The 21150-nt window shown below is 63.9% G+C and carries 19 protein-coding genes; 10 read left to right on the top strand and 9 right to left on the bottom strand.

Features of this window, described 5'->3' with window-relative positions:
- Window positions 1-482: 482 nt before the first annotated feature.
- The 6 genes from RGQ15_RS15130 to RGQ15_RS15155 all read right to left on the bottom strand — a co-directional run bounded on the left by RGQ15_RS15130 (window position 483) and on the right by RGQ15_RS15155 (window position 5379).
- Complete coding sequence (locus RGQ15_RS15130; RefSeq protein ID WP_311161351.1) at window positions 483-719, bottom strand: hypothetical protein; 237 nt, start codon at window positions 717-719, stop codon at window positions 483-485.
- A gap of 216 nt (window positions 720-935) precedes the next feature.
- Entirely contained in the window at window positions 936-1991 is a 1056-nt protein-coding gene (locus RGQ15_RS15135) for a 4-oxalomesaconate tautomerase (protein WP_311161352.1), read from the bottom strand.
- On the bottom strand, window positions 1984-2655 hold the full coding sequence (locus RGQ15_RS15140) for a 4-carboxy-4-hydroxy-2-oxoadipate aldolase/oxaloacetate decarboxylase (RefSeq protein ID WP_311161353.1): 672 nt from the start codon (window positions 2653-2655) through the stop codon (window positions 1984-1986). Before RGQ15_RS15140 ends, RGQ15_RS15135 begins: the two co-directional genes overlap by 8 nt.
- Before the next feature lie 2 nt (window positions 2656-2657).
- Window positions 2658-3611, bottom strand: a complete 954-nt coding sequence (locus tag RGQ15_RS15145) for a VOC family protein (RefSeq protein ID WP_311161355.1) — start codon at window positions 3609-3611, stop codon at window positions 2658-2660.
- A gap of 54 nt (window positions 3612-3665) precedes the next feature.
- A complete protein-coding gene (locus tag RGQ15_RS15150) occupies window positions 3666-4571 on the bottom strand; it encodes an MBL fold metallo-hydrolase (RefSeq protein ID WP_311161357.1) in 906 nt (301 codons plus the stop codon).
- A gap of 76 nt (window positions 4572-4647) precedes the next feature.
- Window positions 4648-5379 (bottom strand): PIG-L deacetylase family protein, encoded by a 732-nt coding sequence (locus tag RGQ15_RS15155; RefSeq protein ID WP_311161358.1) that lies wholly within the window; start codon window positions 5377-5379, stop codon window positions 4648-4650.
- A 253-nt stretch (window positions 5380-5632) separates the two neighbouring features.
- Between RGQ15_RS15155 and RGQ15_RS15160 the strand changes: the two genes are divergently transcribed.
- From RGQ15_RS15160 to RGQ15_RS15170, 3 genes are read left to right on the top strand one after another with little or no spacing between them, the layout of a single operon-like run.
- Window positions 5633-6604 (top strand): TRAP transporter substrate-binding protein, encoded by a 972-nt coding sequence (locus RGQ15_RS15160; protein WP_311161360.1) that lies wholly within the window; start codon window positions 5633-5635, stop codon window positions 6602-6604.
- A 4-nt stretch (window positions 6605-6608) separates the two neighbouring features.
- Window positions 6609-7109 (top strand): TRAP transporter small permease, encoded by a 501-nt coding sequence (locus RGQ15_RS15165; RefSeq protein ID WP_311161362.1) that lies wholly within the window; start codon window positions 6609-6611, stop codon window positions 7107-7109.
- Entirely contained in the window at window positions 7109-8413 is a 1305-nt protein-coding gene (locus RGQ15_RS15170; RefSeq protein ID WP_311161364.1) for a TRAP transporter large permease, read from the top strand. Before RGQ15_RS15165 ends, RGQ15_RS15170 begins: the two co-directional genes overlap by 1 nt.
- A gap of 6 nt (window positions 8414-8419) precedes the next feature.
- On the opposite strand, the gene RGQ15_RS15175 is transcribed toward RGQ15_RS15170, so the two are convergent.
- Window positions 8420-9586 (bottom strand): LysR family transcriptional regulator, encoded by a 1167-nt coding sequence (locus RGQ15_RS15175; RefSeq protein WP_311161365.1) that lies wholly within the window; start codon window positions 9584-9586, stop codon window positions 8420-8422.
- 460 nt (window positions 9587-10046) lie between these two features.
- Entirely contained in the window at window positions 10047-12404 is a 2358-nt protein-coding gene (locus RGQ15_RS15180; RefSeq protein ID WP_311161366.1) for a DUF3141 domain-containing protein, read from the bottom strand.
- A gap of 835 nt (window positions 12405-13239) precedes the next feature.
- On the opposite strand from RGQ15_RS15180, the gene ssuD reads away from it, so the two are divergent.
- From ssuD to RGQ15_RS15215, 7 genes are read left to right on the top strand one after another with little or no spacing between them, the layout of a single operon-like run.
- Window positions 13240-14427, top strand: coding sequence for an FMNH2-dependent alkanesulfonate monooxygenase (gene ssuD / locus RGQ15_RS15185; RefSeq protein WP_311161368.1), 1188 nt, complete (start codon window positions 13240-13242; stop codon window positions 14425-14427).
- Window positions 14428-14430: 3 nt separating this feature from the next.
- The gene (locus RGQ15_RS15190) at window positions 14431-15894 is read left to right on the top strand and encodes an FAD/NAD(P)-binding protein (RefSeq protein WP_311161369.1); all 1464 of its coding nucleotides are present in this window, start codon (window positions 14431-14433) and stop codon (window positions 15892-15894) included.
- Window positions 15895-15918: 24 nt separating this feature from the next.
- Window positions 15919-16500 (top strand): NAD(P)H-dependent oxidoreductase, encoded by a 582-nt coding sequence (locus RGQ15_RS15195; RefSeq protein ID WP_311161371.1) that lies wholly within the window; start codon window positions 15919-15921, stop codon window positions 16498-16500.
- A 14-nt stretch (window positions 16501-16514) separates the two neighbouring features.
- Complete coding sequence (locus RGQ15_RS15200) at window positions 16515-17492, top strand: aliphatic sulfonate ABC transporter substrate-binding protein (RefSeq protein ID WP_311161373.1); 978 nt, start codon at window positions 16515-16517, stop codon at window positions 17490-17492.
- An 11-nt stretch (window positions 17493-17503) separates the two neighbouring features.
- Window positions 17504-18328 (top strand): ABC transporter permease subunit, encoded by an 825-nt coding sequence (locus RGQ15_RS15205; protein WP_311161374.1) that lies wholly within the window; start codon window positions 17504-17506, stop codon window positions 18326-18328.
- Window positions 18315-19139, top strand: coding sequence for an ABC transporter ATP-binding protein (locus tag RGQ15_RS15210; RefSeq protein WP_311161375.1), 825 nt, complete (start codon window positions 18315-18317; stop codon window positions 19137-19139). Before RGQ15_RS15205 ends, RGQ15_RS15210 begins: the two co-directional genes overlap by 14 nt.
- 34 nt (window positions 19140-19173) lie before the next feature.
- Entirely contained in the window at window positions 19174-20289 is a 1116-nt protein-coding gene (locus RGQ15_RS15215) for an NAD(P)/FAD-dependent oxidoreductase (RefSeq protein ID WP_311161376.1), read from the top strand.
- Window positions 20290-20347: 58 nt separating this feature from the next.
- On the opposite strand, the gene RGQ15_RS15220 is transcribed toward RGQ15_RS15215, so the two are convergent.
- Window positions 20348-21121 carry an ion transporter gene (locus RGQ15_RS15220; protein WP_311161377.1) on the bottom strand — a complete coding sequence of 258 codons (774 nt, stop codon included), beginning with the start codon at window positions 21119-21121 and terminating at the stop codon, window positions 20348-20350.
- Window positions 21122-21150: the final 29 nt, after the last annotated feature.

Genomic DNA, 21150 nt, shown 5'->3' on the forward strand with positions numbered 1-21150 from the left:
GATCGGCAAACCCTCGTCGCGTCTGCTAAGGCCAAGCGCCCCCGTCTTTCATCCGGTTCGAGGCATCAAGTATTGCTGATCCATGCATCGGGGGATTGCCCTTCCCCGCGCCGTGGGTCACTACGCGGTCCCCGGCGGATCGGACGAATCCGCAAGGCCCAGGAAAGGACCAGCATTCGATGCCCAAACTCCCCATCAGATCCATCTGTGCCCTGGTGCTCACGCTTGGTGCTTGCGGGCCCGACACGGCGACACGCGCCACCACTGGCGCCGCAGCGGGGGCAATCGTCGCAGGTCCGGTCGGTGCGGTCGCCGGGGCGGCGATTGGCGGTAGCGGCGCGGTCAGGATCAGATAGGATGCCGCGTCGGGCGCAGCGCTTCCGGTCATCAGCCATTGGCCCATCTGCCCAAAACCCTACGCTACTGGCTTCGGATTTGATTCGGCCTCGATCTTTGACCAGCAGGGCGGCCAATGCGCCTGATCAGGAAGGCAGCCGCTGTTTGTCCCGGTTATCGGGCCGCTTCTCGAGCGAGCCGATAAACATGCGCACGCCCTCTTCGGTGACCGCCCAGATCCCGAAATCCCGCAACTCAAGTGTGACCGGCTGATCGCGGTCGTCCACCATCATCGATAGCATCTGCACCATCCCGGCATCCAGCCTCGCAGAGGCTCGAAGCGGGTTCTCGCGCAAAGCGGCAGTGGGGCTGCAGATTATCATGGATTCTCCTGCTCCGATTCGTCGTTCGCCAGAAGCTGGCCGATCCTTCGCAAGGAAACATATACCTGTCTTTTTGGACAGGTTCATTAAGAATCTCGTCTCGGGGCCCAGATCGATGATTTTAGGGCTGGTTCATGCCTCGTGAACCCGCCTGGTCTGCGATCCCAGCCCTTTCTGGCGCCTCTCGGGCGCGATCAAACCGTGCGGATCGCGGTTTTATCCGATCGGATAGACGTCCCCCTCCATCAGCTTGCGTGCGGTCCGCAGAGTGCCAGCACCTGTCACCAGCCCCTGCTGATCACGTTCGATCAGGACTTCTGCCGCGCCTGTCGGGTGCTCGATCACGAAGCGGCCGTCAGCCGGCGGCCGGGCCAGTTCGGCGGCCGGGGTGCCGGGCAGGGTGCAAGCCGTCGCCACGCTGACGGCGGCAAATACCCCGATCGAGGCATGGCAACGATGCGGAATGAAACTGCGCGTGCTGATCGTGCCGCCCTGCAGGGCGGGCGAAACAAGGGTCATCTTTGGCACGGATTTCTCGGTCACGTCGCCAAGGTTCATCAACGGGCCGGCTTGCAACCGAATGGCTTCGATCCGCGCCTTCAGGGCCGCGTCGGCATCCAGTGCCTCACGGGGCTCCTGCCCAGTCAGGCCGAAATCGCGCGCGGCCATGATGACGCAGGGCATGCCGTTGTCGATGAGCGTGCAGGCAACATGGTCGATCTGATCGACCGGGTTTCCGCTTGGCAGCAAGGCGCCGCACATCGATCCGGCAATGTTCTGGAACATCAGCGGCACCGGAGCGGCCGTGCCGGGCACGCCATCGATCGAGGCCGGTCCAGCATAGGTGACACGCCCGCCGGGCGTCTGGATCTGTGCCAGCGCAACCTCGCCCGTGTTCAGCATGTGGATGCGGACCGGGGTGACCTCGCCATGAACTGCGACCAGCCCACGTTCTATCGCGGCAGGACCAACCCCGGCCAGGATATTGCCACAGCCCTGCGCATCCGAAACCAGCGCCTGATCGACGAAGACCTGCAGGAAAAGATAGTCGACATCGGCATCGGGCCGCGAGGATGGCGAAAGGATCGCGACCTTCGAGGTCAGCGGATCCGCACCTCCGATCCCGTCGATCTGGCGCGGATCTGGACTGCCCATGATCCGCAACAGCAGCGCGTCACGCGCCGCGGGATCGGCCGGCAGGTCAGAGGCCAGGAAATAGGCCCCCTTGGACGTGCCGCCACGCATCCAGAGGCAGGGAATGCCATCAGACATATTTCAGTCCCTTGTCGGCAAGGCGCGGGCGCATGTCATAGATGTCCAGGCCCAGTTCGCCCGCTGCAAGGCGCTGCCGCTTGGCCTCTTCGGCATCCATGCGCTTGCGGGCGGCAGCCAGCACGGCCTCGGAATCGGCGCGGCGCACGACGCAGACCCCGTCATCATCCGCGACGATGACATCCCCCGCCTCGATCGCCTGGCCGGCGCAAACAACGGGCACGTTGACCGAGCCCAGCGTTTCCTTGACCGTACCTTGTGCACTGATCGCCTTGGACCAGACCGGAAAACCCATCCCGGTTAGGTCTCGAATGTCGCGCACTCCCGCATCGATCACCAGTCCCTGGCAGCCACGCGCCATTGCGCTGGTCGCCAGCAGGTCGCCGAAATAGCCGTTGTCGCAGGGCGAGGTCGGGGCGAGGACGAGGATGTCGCCCTCGCGCAGCTGCTCGATCGCGACATGCAGCATCCAGTTGTCGCCGGGGGGCGCCGAGATCGTCACCGCCGATCCGGCGATGCGCGCACCCGGATAGATCGGGCGCATGTAGCTGGCAAGGCAGCCGATCCGGCCCTGAGCCTCGTGGACGGTGGCCACGCCTGCCTCGGCGAGGCCCGCGATGACCGCATCATCTGCACGGGTGATGTTCTGAACAACCTTGGCCATGATCAGCCTTTCTTGACCGGCGGTGTGCCGTGGGTATGGAATGTCTCGATGGTCTTCAGGCCCCAGGCCTGGCCCTTCTTGCGATCGGTCTCGGTCCAGACGATCGGCTTCCAGTCGGGCGCAAGGATCAGGCGCGCGCCGGAATTGGCAAGCTCGACCCGGTTCCCGGCGGGCTCCCAGACATACAGGAAGAAGGTGCCCTGGATCGCGTGCTTGTGCGGCCCGGTCTCGATATGGATGCCGTTCTGCAGGAAGATGTCGGCGGCGCGCAGGATGTCCTCGCGCTGGTCGGTGGCATAGGTCACGTGATGCAGCCGCCCCTGACCGCCGCCATGTTCCTCGGTGCAGGCAAGGTCATAGGTCTTGTTGTTGACGGTGAACCAGCAGCCGCCGATGCGCCCGTTATCGAGCTGGATCATCTCGGTCACGCGAGAGCCCAGACAGGTTTCCATGAAGCGGCGGAACTCGGTCACGTCCGAGGCCAGCAGGTTCAGGTGGTCGATCCGGCGCGGCGCGGCCCCGGTGAATGCGCTCGCGGTATTCTTCAGCGCAGCCTGATCCTCGGCCGGGGCCTCGAACCAGACCGTGTCGTAATAGATCTCGAAGACATGGCCGAACGGGTCCTCGAAGCGGAAGGCACGGCCATGGCTCTGATCGCCTTCGACCCAGCCATGGGTCTTGTAGCCCGAGGCCTCGATGGCCGCGACGCGACGCTCAAGAGCCTCGGGCGAGGCGGCGCGATAGGCGACATGGCCGATGCCGGTGGTCTCGGCGCGGGTCAGTTTCAGCGAGGCATGTTCGTAATCGTCCCAGGCGCGCAGATAGGCGCTGGTTTCGTCCTGTCCCGAAAGCTTCAGCCCATAGACGCGGGTGAAGAAGTCGAGGCTTTCCTCGAAGCGGTCGGTCAGCATCTCGACATGGGCGAGATGCGCCAGGTCTTGGCAAGTTTCAGGCACTCGTGCCTCCTTTGGGTAGGAATGCGGCGCGGGCCAGCGGGCCCGCTGCCGCGATCAGAATTCGTCCAGGTCGTTGGCCAGAATTACCGGGCCGTCATAAAGGGCCTCAATCTCGGTCCGGGCGGTCTCGATCGGGGCGCCGTAATGCAGGATATGGGTCAGGACCAGCGTCCCGGGCCGCGCCTCGTTGGCGATCCTTGCCAGTTCGCTGGTCAGCGTATGCGAGCTGTGGTGATATTCCTGCCAGTTCGGCTCCAGCGCCTTCCAGCCCTCTTCGCTGATGACCTCGTGGACGAGGACATCGACACCCTTGGCCTTCTCGGCAAGCGTCTCGCTATAGGTCGTGTCGCCTGAGAAAACGATGGTCTTGTCCGGCGTGGTGATCTTGTAGCCATAGGCAGGGTGGATGTCTCCGTGATCCACGGAGAAGGCTTCGACGGTGACGCCGTTCTCGTCGAGGATGATCCCGTCCTGTGAAATCTCATGGACCCCGACCTGATACATTGTCGGGTCCTGGACAGGCTGGTTGCCGCTGGTGCGCAGATGGATATCAACCGCCTGCATGTCGTAATAACCGTCGGTCATGGCTTGAAGCCCGACCGGCCCATAGGCCTCGATACGCGCATCCCGGCGCCACCAATAGGTCGCCGCCAGTTCGGGAAAGTCGATCGTGTGGTCGCTGTGCAGATGGCTGATGAACAGGTGCTTGACGTTCATCGGCATCAGTTCCTTGATACCCTTGTCCTGGGCTGCTTCGATCATGCGGCGAACGACGCCGGCGCCGATGTCGAAAACATATGCCTCACCGTCATGGATTACCGCCATGCCCGGGCCTGCGCGCTGGAAGTCGGGAACGGGGGTTCCGGTGCCCAGGATGACCACGCGGGTCTCGGCAAGGGCAGGGCCGGCCAAACAGAGCCCTGCGGAGAACGCCATCGTCAGGATTGTGCAGGTTTTCACGACTTTCCTCCCCTGGTCGTGTCGATGAATTAGGGAACGGCAGTGCGGAAATCGCCCTGCCGCCCGATTCATCTTGTCACAGTTCGTCCACCGTGCGCGGGAAGATCGACTGGAATCCTTCCGCGTATCTGCAGTCGCGCCCACCGGACTGGCCGCCGGAATTGCGCTTGAAGTGGTTCGCGCGCTGCTGGGCGACGCGGGTGTAATAATCCCACAGATGGACCTGGCCGTTCATGTGCTCCATCGCGGCGCGCTTCTTTTCCCAGACCGGAGTGATGTCGAGGAAGGTGTCGGGCTTCCAGCCCATCTGCTCGGTCTGGTGCGGCTCGAACAGGTAAAGCTGCGGCGCGCCCAACACCTTCTCGCCCGGGTTATGGCCCCAGGCCTGCGCGACCATGCGGCATTCCAGCGCCACCTGGGTCATGTACATGTGGTCGGTGTTATAGGGGTCGTATTGGCTATGGCTCATCATGAAGCTCGGCTGGACCTTGCGGATCAGGTCGACCAGCTTGAACTTGTCTTCGCGCTCGAGATGCAGCGGATAGTCGCCCAGGTCGAAGCATTCGAGGTGATGGACCCCCAGAACATCTGCCGCCGCCTCGGCCTCGGCCCGGCGGATCGCCTTGACTTCGTCGAGCGACTTGCCCTCTTTCCACAACTTCGCGCTTTCGCCGCGCTCGCCGAAGGACAGGCAGGCGACGGTGACGTCGTAGCCCATCTCGGCATGGAGCGCGATCGCACCGCCGCAGCGCCAGACGAAATCGGCGGCATGGGCGGAAATGACCAATGCGGTCTTCTTGGCGGACATCTTCTCTCCTCCGGATCAATTGCCCGAAATCTGGCGCGAGAAGGTCGTCAGGACAAATTGGAAGCGCGGCAAGCGCAATAAGTTTCTGCTATATTGACGTTTGGAAACCGTGATCTTGGTGAGCCGACCACGGAAGTCTATAGCGCAAAATTATGATCTGAGGGCGGCTTTGAATTGGCGCTTCCCCGTCCCGGGCGCGTAGTTCCGTCTTATTCGCGGGCCCAGGAAGACGGCCCGCCAAGGGGAGGAAGTCATGAGATCCAAGTTCACACTTGCCGCGCTCGCTCTGACGCTGAGCAGTAGCGCCCTGTTCGCTGAAGAATTGAAATTCGCCAATTTCATGCCGCCGACGCATCCCTATGTCGCCGGCGCCTTCGAGCCCTTTGCCAAGGCCGTTTCCGAGGGCACCAAAGGCGAAGTCACCGTCAAGCTTTATAACGGCGGCGAATTGGGCGCAGGCCCGGTCGAGCAATATTCCCGCGTCGTCGATGGCGTGGCTGAACTGGCCGTTTCGCTGCCCGGCTACACCGCCTCGCAATTCCCGCTCACGCTGACGGCTGAACTGCCTGGCGTTCTGGACGAGGCGACCGGAACCGAGACATTGTGGAACAACCTGGGTGCGTTCGATCACGATTACCGTCGTGTCCAGCTTGTCGCACTGTGGTCCAGCGCCGAGAACCTGCTGTTCACGCGCGACAAGCCGGTCCGTAGCCTGTCCGATGTGAAGGGCATGAAGATCCGTGTGCCGTCGCGCAATACAGGCCTGCTGGTCGAGGCCTGGGGCGGCACGCCGGTTTCGATGCCCGTCTCGGAAATCTACAACGCCATGCAGACCGGCGTGATCGATGCGGCGATGATCGACGGCACCGGGATCAATGCCTTCAAGCTGGCCGAGGTGGCGAATTACATCACGAAGGGGATGAAGACCACAAACTCGCCCTTTTTCATCATCATGAACCGGGATGCCTTCGGCGATCTGAGCGCGGAACAGCAAGCGGCGGTCAAGGCTGCCGGTCAGCAGGCCTCGCTGGACGGGCAGAACGTGCAGCTGACAGTCGCTGAAAAGGGGCTCGAAGCCTTTGCCGGAACGGCCGGGAAAGAGGTCATCACGCTTGACGAGGCCGCTGCGGCCGAATTCGACGCCGCTGCCGCCAAGGTCACTGAAAGCGTCCTGGCGGGAACCGATGGCGCTCAGGCCGTCGCAGATGCGCTGAAGGTCCAGTAAGCCGATGCGCCGGTTTCTGAACATTGCCCGGTCGGATTGTCTTGACCGGGCGACCCTGTGGCTGGCCGTGCTGGCCGCAGGGGCACTGATCTTCATGGTGGTGACGATTTCGGCGGGGGTGATCCTGCGCTATGCCTTCGGCAGCCCCGTCCTGGGCTTGAACGAGATAAACCAGATGACCGCCGTGGTCCTGGTGATGGCCGCTCTGCCCTATTGCACGGCGCGCGCGGGTCATGTCGGTGTCGATGTCTTCGACCAAAGGATCGGGCGCTGGGGGCGCTTCATTGGAGATATAGGCTCGCGGATGCTGTCGGGGATCGTGCTTTCGGTCCTGGTCTGGCGCGCGGTGCTCAAGGCGCTGGATGCGCGCGAATTCGAGGATACGACGAATATGCTGGGCCTGCCGATCTGGCCGTTCTACGGGGTTCTGGCGCTTGGCATGGCCTTGTGCGTGCTGGTCTTTGCGGTCCAGATCATCGGCCTTCTTCGCGAGGGGGCACGGTAATGGAACCGACCACGATTGGCCTTCTGGGCATTGCCTTCCTCTTCCTACTGATGATCTTCCGCACGCCGGTGGCCTTTGCCATGCTGCTGTCGGGATTCTTCGGCATGTGGGCGCTGGAAGGGTTCCGCACCGCCGGCGCCCTGATCCTGACGGAGAGCTACGCTTCGGTCGCGAGCGAAACGCTGATCGTCGTGCCGATGTTCGTTCTGCTGGGTAATATCGCCTCGGCCGCGGGTTTTTCGCGCGGGCTTTATGACGCTGCATTCGCCTGGGTCGGGCATTTCCGGGGCGGGCTCGCCTCGGCCTCGGTGCTGGGCTGCGCGGCGTTCTCGGCTGTTTCGGGGTCTTCTGTCGCGACGGCCGTCACCATCGGCAAGGTGGCGCTGCCCGAAATGCGGCGGTTGGGTTATGGCGATGCGCTCGCGACCGGATCGGTTGCGGCGGGCGGCACGCTTGGCTTTCTCATCCCACCCTCGACCGGCTTCGTGCTTTACGCGATCCTGACCGAGCAGTCGATCGGCCGGCTGTTCATGGCGGGCATCCTTCCCGGCATCCTGCTGATGGCCCTGTTCATGGCGACGGTCTGGCTGGTTGCGCTGCGTGATCCCGCAAGTGCCCCTGCCGGTCCGAATGTCCCGATGGCGCAGCGGTTCCGTATCCTGGGTCGCGCGGCACCGCTGCTCGTGGTGATGGTGCTGACGATCGGCGGGATCTATGTCGGGGCCTTTACCCCGGTCGAGGCATCCGGGATCGGCGCGGCGCTGGTCATCATTCTGGCGCTGCTCGGCCGGCGGCTGGCCTGGGCGGGGTTCTGCGACGCCATGCTGGACACGCTGAAGACGACGGCGATGCTTTACATGATCGTCATCGGTGCCAATGTGCTGAACCCGTTCTTCGCGGTGACCCAGATCCCAGCGACTCTGGGCGAGGGGCTGCAATCCCTGGGGCTCGGGCCTTATGGCACGCTGATCGTCATCATCTTGGCCTATGTCGTGATGGGGATGTTCATGGACGGGCTGTCGATGCTCGTGATTTCCATCCCGATCGTCTATCCGGTGATCCTCGCGCTTGGCTTCGATCCGATCTGGTTCGGCGTTGTCGCGGTGATCGTGATCGAGATGGGCATGATCACCCCGCCCGTGGGGCTGAATGTCTTCGTGGTGCGGGGCGTGGCGGTCGATGTTCCGCTGGCCACGGTGTTCCGGGGCGTGGCGCCGTTCCTTGCCGCGATGATCCTGGGCCTGATCCTGATCATCCTGGTGCCGCAGATCGCCCTTCTCATCCCGAACTCGATGTTCGGATAGGGCTCGTCAGCCCGCGCCGAGTCGCAGTGCGGTCTGACGCAGGATATCCAGAAACTCGCTTTGCGCCCGCGTCGGTTCCCAACCGGCGCGGGTCGTCAATCCGATGGGGCGCATCGCACCGGGCAGGGTCAGCGGCAGGATGGAAAGCGATCCGCCTTCGACCTCGGCCTGCATGCGCGACACGCCGCCGAGGTGGTCGCTGCCCCGCAAAAGTTCGCGCATCATGATCACCGACGAGGTTTCGATGACATTGCTGGGCCGATGTTCGGCCAGCAGGCTGTCGAGAATTCCACGAATGGGGGTCGAGACGCGCGGCATCACCCAGGGATAGTCCGCCAGATCTTCGGTCCTTATTCGTGTCTGAGCCACCAGAGGATGGTGCTTGCGGGCGACGACGACAACCTCATCGTCGAACAAACGTTCCTGAGAAATGTCGGCGATCGGGCTTGGCAGGCGAAGCGCGCCCAGCATCATGTCGATTTCGCCCCGCCGAAGCCCGGTCAGCAGTTCGTCGTAACGTCCGTCGATCACCTCGAAGGGAAAGCTGGGCCGCCTTTCGCGAAAGGCGAGAATCGCCGAAGGCAGCCAGCCGGAACGCGAAAGGGGCAGCGCCCCGATCACGATCGAGCCAACCTCACGTCCGGCAAGCGCGGCAAGGTCCGATGCCGCCTGGTCGATCTCGGCCATCGCAAGCCGTGCGGCCTGCGCCAGGTTCTGTCCCAAACGGGTTGTGATGAGTCCATGCGCGGTGCGCTGAAACAGGGTGACGCCGGCTGCGTGTTCCAGGGTCGTGGTCGAACGATGCACGGTCGGCTGCGCCAAGCCCAGCTTGCGCGCGGCCAAGGTGAAGTTCTCCATCTCGGTCACCGCAATCAGCGCCGAAAGCTGCGCCCAAGTCGCCTGTACGCGCACCGGCCGGGCCATTTCGGCCATGGCAATGTCCAGCAGGCGCAGCGCCCGACCCGCCCGATGAGCAAGTATCTCGCCCGCATCGGTCAGAAACAGGCCTTGCGGGCTGCGGTGAAACAGGACATGGCCGGTTTCCTGCGCGATCTTGTTCATTGCCTGCGTCACGGCGGGCTGCGAGACGTGGCAGAGTTCGGCGGCGCGCGTGACCGAATTGCTGCGCCCCAGCGCGAGAAACATCCTCAGATGACGAAGACTGGGCAGCATGGTGGTGTCCTTGGCAATGCACCTTGCGTATAGGGATTGGCCGGTCAGTGCAAATCCGCCGTATGTTTATGAAAAGGGACATCGTGACGGCATGTCGCCCCGGTGGAGCGTGCCGGTCTGCAGGCCGAGCCTGCACCAGACTGGGATGTCGGAGCGCCTGCATCGACAGATCTTTGGGTGACATGGATCGTCCTGCCCAACACGATCAAGGCAATCCCGGCAAACGGGTTCCTGAGTGCCCCCAAGCGCGCGGTCCATCCCAATATCCGTGACTTGTTTGCTGGCGTCACGTTTCGCGGTCTTGCTCCATCTCTCGACGCGGGGACTTACTGCCTTCCGCACAGGATCGGGCAGGCAGGGCGACTGTCCGATCCAATCCGTTCGACCGAAGAATTGGTGCATAGGGCGCCTTGCCCGATTTGCACCCGTTCACATCACGGGCAGGCAGGGTCCATGGCGGTCAGGTTGACTTGGCGGCGCGGGGCTTGCGAGGTCCAGGTCGCGGGTTGCGTCTGGCTGTCGGCTTGGGCGCTGCCGGCTTGGGTGTTTCCGGATCACGGGCTTTTGGCTCGGGCGCCTCGGTCGTGGCGGCGCTGACCTTTGGTTCGGAACCCTTGGCCAGAGGCAACGGGGAATCGCCTACACCGAACAGCTCGGCCAGATGTCGCAGCCGCACGGCCACCTCTCCATCCGGCTCGAATGCGGCCGACAGGACATTCTTCAGCATCTCGAACCCGGCTCGCCGCTCGGTCTCGTCTGCCGGCAAGAGCTTGGGCAGGGCGGCCATGGCTGCATCCTCATCGATCAGCAGCATGAAGAACTGCTCGCGCAGCATCTTGCGGAAATATTCGAACGAGCGTTTGCTCAGATCAGGGTCCGCCTCGCAGAAGCGGCGCACGGCCTCGAAACTGCGCTCATCGACCCCTCCGCGTGGCGCACCGGCATAGAAGAGCGAACGCGCGAGGGCCTCGTTCATCCCGCCTCGCCCCATCGCGGCCCGCAACTCGGCGATGCGCAGGCTGACGGCATGGGCATGCATCGGGCTGATCGCGGCCTTGCGCTTGGGCCGGTCGCTTTGATCCACGCCAAGCGCCGATTGCAGCAGGTCACGGCCATAGAAGCTCAGGAAGGCTTCTTCGGCCCAGCGTTCGCTGATCTGGCGCATCGTCTCGAATCCAGCGACGATTTGCTCGGAGACGCGTTCCTGCATCGCGAGGAAGGGGTTCGCTGGCGATACGGGACGGCGTTCGGCGCGAACATGTTCGGCCGTCGCCCCGATCCAGCCGGCAAGCGCGCTGCCGGGCCCCAGGAATTCATACTGAAGCCGCAGGGGATGCATGCGCTGAAGAACGCTCGGCAGGCCCGGGGGGATCATCGCGCGGACGACGGGCTGGGCAAATGTGCGGTAAATCGCGAGGTTCATCTCGGACAGGCGCGCAGCCGCGTCGAAGCGGCGTTCATCTTCGGGATCGTTGCTGCCAATCGCGCGGATATCGTCAAGGGTGCGTTCCTCGCAGCGCATTACCCATTCGCCGGTGACAAGTTCGGGATTGCGCACCGCTTCGCCCTTGGGCGTCAGCTTGGCCTCGTAGAGTCCGGGCGGCAGCAAGTCGAGCATATCGATGTTCGAGGCAAATTTCTGATGCTCCTTCCGGGCAACGCCAGCCGAGACGAAAATTCCCAGATGGCCGATGCGTTCATGCACCGTATAGACGATTGTCTGGCCGCAGGCGCGGATATCGTCGACGCTGTCATAGAGTTCGAGAATCCAGTCCAGCGCCTGCTGTGGCGGGGTGATGTTGTCGCCCTTGGAGCAGAAGACGACGATCGGCGCGCGGATGTTTCGAAGATCGATCGCCTTGCCTTCGTTGGTTCGGATCTCGCCCGCCGCAAGGTGGTTTCCGACGAAAAGCTCATCGACGATGAACTGCATTTCTTCGGCGTTCAGAAGGACATGCCCGCCCCACCATTTCTCGAAGCCCAGATAGCGCTCGGCCTCGCTGTCGATCTTGGACCACAGGTTGTATTGCTTGGTCCAATAGGTGTTGGCCGGGTTCTGGTTTTCGAAGTTCTGGACCAGCCACGCCCCGTCGAAGACGCCGCCGCCAAGGTCGCCGGTCAGCGCGGTCAGCCAGCTTCCGCCCAGCAAGCCGCCGGAATAGCGCATCGGGTTCTGTCCCCTTACCCCCGCCCAATAGGATAGCGGTGAGCCGGCAAGGATGATGGGTCCGAAGAGTTCGGGATAAAGCGCCGCGACCATCGTGACGGACCAGCCCGCCTGGCAATTGCCGATGACGCAGGGTTTGCCCTCGGCCTCGGGGTGGCGGGCAATGACGACACGCAGGAATTCCGCCTTGGCATGGACGACGTCCTCGATCGTCTGTCCGGGCATCGGTTCGGGCAGGAAGCCGATGAAATAGCAAGGATGCCCGGCCCGCAATGCCACGCCGATCTCGCTATCGGCCTTGAAGCCACCGATGCCGGGCCCATGACCCGCGCGGGGGTCGATCACGACGAAGGGGCGCTTGCGCGGATCGGGCGCGTTGCCAGGTTCGGGCAAGATCCGGCCCATCAGGTAATTCACGGGGCGATCGAGCTCTCTCCCGTCGCAGATCAGCTCTGCCTTGTAGTCCAAGACATGCGGCAGCTCTTGCGCCGCATGTTCGCGATACTGTTCGGCGCGCTGGCGCATCACGTCAAGGTAAAGCACCGAACGCTGCCAGGAATCCAGCAGATAGGCATGCGCGGCAAAGGGCAGGGCCCATGGTGGTTCGGTGGCCGATGTCGGCTTGCTGGTTGGACGGGGTCGATTCGGCATGGCACGCTCCTTAACCGGGTCGGTTCGCGGCCGGACGCAACTGGCAGACCGGCGCCGGGTTGACGGGGACGTTGTGGGGCCAGACTAGATCGCGCAGTCCGCATCTATCCAGCCCCGGTACGCAAATTTGGGTGAAATGCCTTCACGAAGGCGTGGTTCTGTCGACTATTGCGGCAGGGCGTCCGCGCCTGCATGGCGTGAAGGCCGCAAACCGGTGATCCGGGCGGTTTCGAATTATCCCCCGGTGGCGAATCTCGCCGACCCGCACCGCCTGTGCGACCGCGACGGATATCGTTGCCTTATGGACATCCAGCCCGATGAAGATGCCGATCTGCATCTCGTCTCTGCCCCATTCCTGAGGCTCGGCACCAGCCATTCTGGTGTAACCCCCGAACGGAGATTGCCGCGGGAGAGGCACCGACCCAGTCGGCTCACTTCCTGACCATGGGATCTAATCGTTTGCAGCTGCTCATAACTTTCCGATTCTTTCAAATGCCAAGATTGGAGCGCGGCGAGCATGTCCATGCCAAAGCCCGACTTCGCGGCGCCGCATAATCGTGCATCTTCAGACTGACCGCTGCTGGATGCTGACCATTTCCCCTGATCGGTCAATCGGTTGCCCAACCTTCTTCGTGACGTTTGGAACGCTGGTTCGCGACGCGCGTCTGCCGCAAAAAGATGCTCTGGAGAACGGAACTGAAACGGGATTTCCTCCCTGATTACCTAAACGACGTAAATATCTATCGACTCACTCGTTATTTAGGCTACGCTCGCGATCACAGTCCCTCAAATGTCCCGGCTGATCCTATCGCCGGGCGCAGCAAAGGATCGAGACATGACCATTTCCGCGCCGGAAAAGATCAAGGTGCTGTGGTTCCTACCGACCCATGGCGACAGCAGATATCTTGGAACGTCAGAAGGCGGGCGGGCAGTGACGCTGCCCTATCTTCGCCAGATCGCGCAGGCAACCGAGGCGCTCGGCTATTACGGCGTCCTCTTGCCGACGGGGCGCAGCTGCGACGACAGCTGGGTCGTGGCGGCGGCCCTGGCCTCGCAAACCGAACGGCTGCGTTTCCTTGTCGCGGTCAGGCCCGGTCTGCAATCGCCTGCATTGGCGGCGCGCATGACGGCGACGCTGGACCGGATGTCGAACGGAAGGCTGCTGATCAATGTCGTGACCGGAGGCGACCCGGTGGAGAATGCCGGTGACGGCATCCATCTGAGCCATGCCGAGCGTTACGAGGTGACGCAGCAATTCCTTGATATCTACAAGGCGCTGCTGGACGGGCAGACGGTGAATTACGAAAGCACGCATTTCCGCATCATTGACGGCAAGCTGCTTTTCGCGCCGCTGCAGCCCGGAGGGCCGCAGCTGTTCTTCGGCGGCTCGTCCGAGGCGGCAAATGCCGTGGCGGCAAAACAGGTCGACAAGTACCTGACCTGGGGCGAGCCGCCCGAGCAGGTGCGCGCCAAGATCGACACCGTGCGCCGTCTGGCCGCGGCAGAGGGACGCGAGGTCAGCTTTGGAATTCGCCTGCATGTCATCGTGCGCGAAACCCAGTCCGAAGCCTGGGAGGCAGCCGAGCAACTGATCAGCAAGCTGGACGATGCGACCATTGCCAAGGCGCAAGAAACGTTGGCAAGAATGGATTCGGTCGGCCAGCGGCGCATGGCCGAATTGCATGGGGGCCGCCGCGACAGGCTCGAGATCAGCCCGAACCTTTGGGCGGGTGTGGGCCTGGTGCGGGGCGGCGCGGGCACGGCACTGGTGGGTGACGCCGAAACGGTTGCCGAGCGGATCGACGAATACCGCCGCATCGGCATCGACAGCTTCATCCTGTCGGGCTATCCGCATCTCGAAGAGGCCTACAGCTTTGGCGAACGCGTCCTGCCCCTGCTGCCGCTGGACCATCCGCTGCCCCTGACTGGGCTTTCGGCCAATATGGGGCCTTTTGGCGAGACGGTCGGCAATGATTTCCGCCCTGTCACGCCGCCTCGCCCCCAGCTTGTGACCGGGGGTTGAGCCATGAGCCTCAATTATCCCTTTCGCCTGAGAGTGGTGATCATCGGGGGCGGATTCTCGGGCGCGACGCTGGCCTGGCAACTGGCTGAAGAGCAGGTGCCGGTCCGGATCTCGGTGGTCGAGCCGCGCCCCGAATTGGGGCGGGGGCTTGCCTATTCCTCCGGCGAACCCTGTCATAGGATCAACGTCCCGGCCCATCGCATGACGATGCAGCCCGAACGGCCCGAGGATTTCATGCACTGGCTGGTCCGGGGCAGGGCCTCGGGCCGGCTGGAAACTGACCCCGAAGAGATCACATTGCAGGGCGAGCATTTTCCCCGTCGCGAGATTTTCGGGCGCTATGTCGCCGAGCGCCTGGCCCCGCATCTGCAAAGCGGCCGCATCCGCCATCACCGCGCGCGCGTCGCCGACCTGGCCAAGGCGATCGACGGGTCCTTCGAACTGATGCTTTCGGATGACAGTCGCATCCGCGGCGATATCCTGGTGCTGGCGACGGGCCACCCGCCCACGGCCCTGCCGCGTCCGCTTGCCGAATTGCGCGACCGCCCGCAACTGATAGGCGAGGCCGATGACCCGGCCCGGATTGCGAGCCTTGGCAAGGATGCGCGCGTTCTCATCTTGGGTGCCGGGCTGGGGTCTGCAGATGTCGTGGCGCGGCTTGACCGGCAGGGACATGAAGGCCCGATCACCTGCCTGTCGCGCCACGGCCTGCGCTCGCGCGGTCATGTACCGGCCGGCGGGGAGTCGCGGGCGGACTTCACCGATCCACCCATCCGGCGCGCTTCGAAGTTGCTGCGTCGGGTCCGCGACGCAGTGGTGGATGACGAGGCGCAAGGCCAGGATTGGCACGCGACCTTCCATCGCCTGCGCGCCCAGGGTGCCCAGATCTGGGCCGGGCTCGACCAATGCAACCGTGCGCGCCTGCTGCGTCACCTGCGCACGCTTTGGGACGTGCATCGCTACCGGCTGGCGCCACAGGTCGAAGCGGTGCTGGAACGGCGGATTGTCGAAGGCAAGCTCAGCTATGTCGCGGGGCGCCTTGTAGAGGTCGAAGGGCAGGGCGCAACGGTCCGGGTCAGCTGGCGACCGCGCGGCGGAAACGCCGCAGAACAGGCCGATTTCGATGCGGTGATCAACACGACCGGCCCGGCTCAGGGCCGAACTATCGAAAGCAATCCCGCGCTCTGGGCGCTGGCCCGGCTGGGGCTGATTGCGCCCGATCCGTTGGGGCTTGGGCTGGCGACCTCGCAGACCTGTCAGGCGGTCGATGCGGCCGGCATGGCCAATCCCCGGATCCTGATCGCCGGCCCGCTGGCCCGCGGCCATCTGGGCGAACTGGTCGGCGCGCCCGAATGCGCGGCACAAGTCGGCGCCATCGCGCGCGAGATTGCCCGGCAGGCCCTGCTTGTCCCGATCCTTCGCCCCGTCATCGTCTCAACTGGCGGTGCGACCGCCAATCCCACCTGACACCATAACCGCAGGAGATCGCAGATGACGATCAAGACCATCACCGGTTTTGCCGGCAGCCTTTCCATGCCCTCACGCAGCCGCGCCCTTGTCCAGACCGCAGTCGATCTTGCCGCCGCGCGCTTCGGCGCCCTGGGTCATGTCTTTGACCTATCCGAGATTGGGCCCTCGCTGGGGACGGCCCGGCATCTGGCGGATCTCGAACCCGAGGCGCTGGAACTGGTCGGCTCTCTCATCCATTCAGACGCGCTGGTGATCGCGACGCCTGTTCACAAAGGCAGCTATTCCGGGCTTTTCAAGCATGTCTTCGACCTGCTCGATCCGGGCATGCTGGCGGGCAAGCCTGTCCTGCTGGCGGCCTCGGGTGGGGGTGAACGCCATGCCCTTGTCATCGAACACCATCTGCGCCCGCTGATGGGATTTTTCGAGGCCCAGACCCTGCCGACCGGTGTCTATGTGTCCGATCGCGACTTCATCGGCGGCAAGCTGGTGGACGAGGCCGCACGGTTGCGCCTTGGCCGCGCCGTCGGCCAATTCGCCCCCTTCCTTTCCCATCCGTCCGGCTCGACCGAGGCGCAGGCCGCCCCATTCGTCAACGCCCGCTGAAAAGGAGCATTGCCATGACCATCAACCTGACCCGCCGCGCCACATTCGGCCTTGGCCTCGGATCAGCCCTTGCCTCACTCGCCGCGCCCGGGTTGCTGCGCGCGGCTCCGGCGCGTGAATTGCGGGTCGGCTGGCAGAAGGGCGGCCTGCTGGGACTCGTGAAGGGTTCTCGCGCCTTCGATCGAGTACTTGCAGATCAGGGGATCAAGGTCAGTTGGGCCGAATTCACCTCGGGGCCGCCGCTGCTTGAGGCGCTGTCTGCCGACGCGCTCGATTTCGGCTATACGGGGAACGTGCCGCCGATCTTTGCCCATGCGGCGCGGGGCAATCTGGTATTCGTGGGGGCCGGGCAGGGATCTCGCGAAGGGCATGCGATCCTTGTTCCTGAAAGTTCGCCCATCGGCTCGATCGCCGATCTGAAAGGGCAGAAGATCGCCTTCAAGCGGGGCAGTTCGGCCCATTACGCGACGATCAAGCTGCTGGCCACGGCCGGGCTGACGCTTGACGATATCACGGCGCAGGACCTGTCTCCCCCCGATGCGATCGCGGCCTTTGACGCCGGGGCGATCGGCGCCTGGGCGATTTGGGACCCCTATTTCGCGATGGCGCAGGATCGCCCGAACACCCGCGTCCTTGCCACGACCGAGATCGTCGAGCCGGACTACAATTTCTATTCGGCCAATCGCGATTTCGCGAAGGCGAACCCGGCGCTGATCCGAGGGCTGATAGAGACCATTCAGGCCGTCGGCCGGCAAGGCCAGGCCGATCTGGAGGTCACGATCAAGACCTTCGCGCAGGAAACCGGGCTGAGTGAGGGGGTGATGCGTCGCGCACTGACCCGCAAGGGTGCGGATCTGGGGCTGCAGGGATTCATCGAGCCAAGGCATGTCGCCTATGAACAGGGCATCGCGGACGAATTTTTCAGGCTCGGGATCATTCCTCGTCAGCTCGATATCGCCTCGGTGGTCTGGACCCCTCAAACGGCAAGCTGAAGGAGGATGCCATGAACCTGACCCAACCCCTTGCCGCGGCCAGCGACCCCGCCCCCGGCTGGCGACCTTGCTGGCCCGCGCGCGCCACACTGCTGCCTTATGCCGTGCCTGCGGCAATCATGATCCTGTGGGAAATCGCCGGGGCAGCCGGGCTGATCGCGGAAACACTCATGCCGCGCCCTTCGGTCATCCTGGCGACGGCCCTGCGAATGACGCTTTCGGGAGAGCTTCCGGCCCATCTCGGCATCTCGGCCCTGCGCGCGCTAGCGGGGCTTGCGGTCGGGGGCGGCATAGGCTTCGCCCTTGGCATCGCAAACGGCGTCTCGCGTCTTTCCGAGACGCTGACGGATGCCACGCTGCAGATGGTGCGCAATATCCCGCATCTGGCGCTGATCCCGCTGGTGATCCTGTGGTTCGGGATCGGCGAAGGGGCCAAGCTGTTCCTTGTCGCGCTTGGGGTGTTCTTCCCGATCTACCTCAACACGCTGCACGGCATCCGCAACATCGACCCACAGCTTATCGAGATGGGGCGGGCCTATGGGATGAGCAGGCGCGAGATGTTTCGCCGGATCGTTCTGCCCGGCGCACTTCCCTCGATCTTCACGGGCCTGCGCTACGGGCTTGGCATCATGTGGCTCACGCTGATCGTGGCGGAAACGCTTTCGGCCTCGTCAGGCCTTGGCTACATGGCGATGAAGGCGCGCGAGTTCATGGTTCTCGACGTCATCGTGCTGTCCATCCTGCTTTATGCGGCATTCGGCAAGATCGCCGATGGCCTGACCCGCGCGCTGGAACGCCGCGCCCTGAAATGGAACCCAGCCTATGCCAAGCCCTGATCTCTTGCCCCGTGATATCGCACCACCGCCGCAGCCTCGCGGCAAGTCCGCCGCAACGGTTGCCATCCGGAATGTTTCGCGGGTCTTTGACGGCCACCGGGTGCTGTCGAACCTGGACCTGGATGTCCGACCGGGCGAATTTCTCTCGATCGTCGGGAAAAGCGGCTGCGGCAAGTCCACACTTCTGCGGCTGGTTGCCGGGCTCGACCGACCGGATGCAGGGACGGTCAGCATCGACGGCCAGCCTGCGCATCGTTCATCGGACCGGCTGCGGATCATGTTCCAGGAACCCCGACTGCTGCCCTGGGCCAGCATCGCCGAGAATGTCGCGGTCGGGCTGCGGCAGGGCGCGGATCCGGGCACGCTGGCCGGGGCTCTGACCGGGGCGCTGGCCTCGGTTCAGCTTTCGGACAAGGCGGGCATGTGGCCGGCGGCGCTTTCGGGCGGACAGCGCCAACGCGTGGCGCTCGCACGCGCATTGATCAGCCGCCCCGGGCTTCTGGTGCTTGACGAACCTTTGGGGGCTCTTGACGCCTTGACGCGGCTGACGATGCAGAACCTCATCCGCGAGATACATGCACAGGCGGGCTTCACCGCGATCCTCGTGACGCATGACGTGGCCGAGGCGGTGGCGCTGTCCGATCGGGTGATCGTTCTCGGGCAGGGGGGCATCCAGCACCGCGTCGCCATTCCGCGCGACGACCGGATGTTGCGCGGCAGCGTTGAGCTGGCCCCGATCGAGGAAGAGATCCTTGACGCCATCTTCCAGTCGCGCGCCCCTCGCGCTGGATCTCGCGCGCCGAGCCCGTAAGCTTGCGGGCGGGACAGCATCTTGGGGGGACGTGATGGAAGATGTCGATTGCGTGGTGATCGGGGCTGGCGTGGTGGGGCTGGCCGCCGCGCGCGCGCTGGCCCTTTCCGGCCGCGAGGTGCTGGTGCTTGAGGCCACCGAGGCGATCGGTACCGGCACCTCCTCGCGCAACAGCGAAGTGATCCATGCAGGCATCTACTATCCACCCGAGAGCCTGATGGCGCGGGCCTGCGTCGAGGGGCGGCGCATGCTTTACGACTATTGCGCCGACCATCAGGTCGAAACGCGGCGCTGCGGCAAGATCATCGTTGCCACCGACGCGGCCGAGGCCAACCGCCTGGATGCGATCCGCGCCCGCGCCGAGGCGAATGGCGTCGAGAATATTCGCGCTCTGGGGCCGGGCGACCTGCGGGAAATGGAGCCCGCACTTGATTGCGTAGCGGGGCTTCTTTCGCCGGAGACGGGAATTGTCGACAGCCACGGGCTCATGCTGGCGCTGCGGGGCGATGCCGAGACACATGGTGCGGACATCGCCTTTCATAGCCCGGCCCTGTCGGGGCGAGCGACCGATGCCGGGATCGAGCTTGACGTGGGGGGCTCCGAGCCGATCGCCCTGCGGGCGCGATCCGTCGTCAATGCGGCGGGGCTTTCCGCGCCGGATCTGGCGGGCCGAGTAGCGGGGCTCGATCCCGCCCATGTGCCACGGGCCTATTTCGCAAAGGGGCATTACTTCCTGCTTCGGGGCAAAGCGCCATTCTTCCGGCTGATCTATCCGGTCCCGGTTCCCGGCGGGCTTGGCGTGCACCTGACGCTTGATCTGGGTGGTCAAGCCAAGTTCGGTCCCGACGTGAGCTGGATCGAGAAACCGGATTACGGTTTCGAGCCGGCACGGGCCGAAAGCTTCTACCATGCGATCCGCCGCTATTGGCCGGATCTGGAAGACGGAGCGCTGATGCCGGGCTATACCGGCATCCGCCCCAAGATTGTCCCGCAGGGCGCGGCGGCACAGGATTTTGTCGTCCAGGGGCCCGAGGCGCATGGCATCCCCGGGCTCGTCAATCTTTTCGGGATCGAAAGTCCGGGGCTGACGGCCTCGCTTTATTTGGGACGGCTCGTCGCTGAAAGGCTCGGGTCGAAAGCAAAGGGGTAATCCGTCTTTCACGTCGAATATTCGCGGGAAAGACACATCCGCCCGGCAGGGTCCGGGTTCAGTCCCGGTCAGACAGGCGCCTTTCGATATTCTCCAGCCGTTTCAGCACCTCGTCGCGGTAATCTGCTGTGGCGGCGTCCGATTCCTGGGAATGCGCTTCCTGCATCGAATTCACGATCAGGCCGACGATCAGGTTGACCACTGCAAATGTGGTCACAAGGATGAACGGCACGAAAAACGCCCATGCATAGGGGTATACCTCCATCACCGGTCGCACGATGCCCATGGACCAGCTTTCAAGCGTCATGACCTGGAAAAGCGTATAGGCGGAATCGAAGATCGTGCCGAACCAGTCAGGAAAGCGGTCGCCGAAAAGCTGCGTCGCCATCACCGCGGCGATGTAGAAGATCAGCGCCATCAGCAGAAAGACCGAGGCCATGCCCGGCAAGGCGCTGACAAATCCTTCGACGACCCGCCGCAGTGTGGGGGCAACCGACACGATGCGGAACAATCGCAGGATACGCATGGCCCGAAGGACCGAAAGGACCTGCGCCGACGGCAAAAGCGCCACGCCGACGATGACGAAATCGAAGACGTTCCAGCCCGAACGAAAGAAGGCGGGACCGCGCGCAAAGATCTTTCCGGCCAGCTCGACCACAAAGATCGCAAGGCAGATCGCGTCCAGCGTGATGATCAGCCCGCCTGCGGCGGCCATCGCCCTGTCCGAGGTCTCGAACCCAAGCATCAAGGCATTGAACAGGATCACGGCGGTGATGAAGTTGCGGGTGGCAGGCCGGTCAAAGAACGAGCCAAGTCGCTGGCGGGCGGTCATGTCTTCTCCTGAGGGTATAACGCCCCTGC

The organism is Paracoccus sp. MBLB3053 (assembly GCF_031822435.1).
GTDB lineage: Bacteria > Pseudomonadota > Alphaproteobacteria > Rhodobacterales > Rhodobacteraceae > Paracoccus > Paracoccus aurantius.

Bases quoted from the DNA above. Each gene is read 5' to 3' on its own strand.
- RGQ15_RS15130 (WP_311161351.1), bottom strand. From the start codon at position 719: ATGATAATCTGCAGCCCCACTGCCGCTTTGCGCGAGAACCCGCTTCGA.
- RGQ15_RS15135 (WP_311161352.1), bottom strand. From the start codon at position 1,991: ATGTCTGATGGCATTCCCTGCCTCTGGATGCGTGGCGGCACGTCCAAG.
- RGQ15_RS15140 (WP_311161353.1), bottom strand. From the start codon at position 2,655: ATGGCCAAGGTTGTTCAGAACATCACCCGTGCAGATGATGCGGTCATC.
- RGQ15_RS15155 (WP_311161358.1), bottom strand. From the start codon at position 5,379: ATGTCCGCCAAGAAGACCGCATTGGTCATTTCCGCCCATGCCGCCGAT.
- RGQ15_RS15160 (WP_311161360.1), top strand. From the start codon at position 5,633: ATGAGATCCAAGTTCACACTTGCCGCGCTCGCTCTGACGCTGAGCAGT.
- RGQ15_RS15165 (WP_311161362.1), top strand. From the start codon at position 6,609: ATGCGCCGGTTTCTGAACATTGCCCGGTCGGATTGTCTTGACCGGGCG.
- RGQ15_RS15170 (WP_311161364.1), top strand. From the start codon at position 7,109: ATGGAACCGACCACGATTGGCCTTCTGGGCATTGCCTTCCTCTTCCTA.
- RGQ15_RS15175 (WP_311161365.1), bottom strand. From the start codon at position 9,586: ATGCTGCCCAGTCTTCGTCATCTGAGGATGTTTCTCGCGCTGGGGCGC.
- RGQ15_RS15180 (WP_311161366.1), bottom strand. From the start codon at position 12,404: ATGCCGAATCGACCCCGTCCAACCAGCAAGCCGACATCGGCCACCGAA.
- ssuD (WP_311161368.1), top strand. From the start codon at position 13,240: ATGACCATTTCCGCGCCGGAAAAGATCAAGGTGCTGTGGTTCCTACCG.
- RGQ15_RS15190 (WP_311161369.1), top strand. From the start codon at position 14,431: ATGAGCCTCAATTATCCCTTTCGCCTGAGAGTGGTGATCATCGGGGGC.
- RGQ15_RS15195 (WP_311161371.1), top strand. From the start codon at position 15,919: ATGACGATCAAGACCATCACCGGTTTTGCCGGCAGCCTTTCCATGCCC.
- RGQ15_RS15200 (WP_311161373.1), top strand. From the start codon at position 16,515: ATGACCATCAACCTGACCCGCCGCGCCACATTCGGCCTTGGCCTCGGA.
- RGQ15_RS15205 (WP_311161374.1), top strand. From the start codon at position 17,504: ATGAACCTGACCCAACCCCTTGCCGCGGCCAGCGACCCCGCCCCCGGC.
- RGQ15_RS15210 (WP_311161375.1), top strand. From the start codon at position 18,315: ATGCCAAGCCCTGATCTCTTGCCCCGTGATATCGCACCACCGCCGCAG.
- RGQ15_RS15215 (WP_311161376.1), top strand. From the start codon at position 19,174: ATGGAAGATGTCGATTGCGTGGTGATCGGGGCTGGCGTGGTGGGGCTG.
- RGQ15_RS15220 (WP_311161377.1), bottom strand. From the start codon at position 21,121: ATGACCGCCCGCCAGCGACTTGGCTCGTTCTTTGACCGGCCTGCCACC.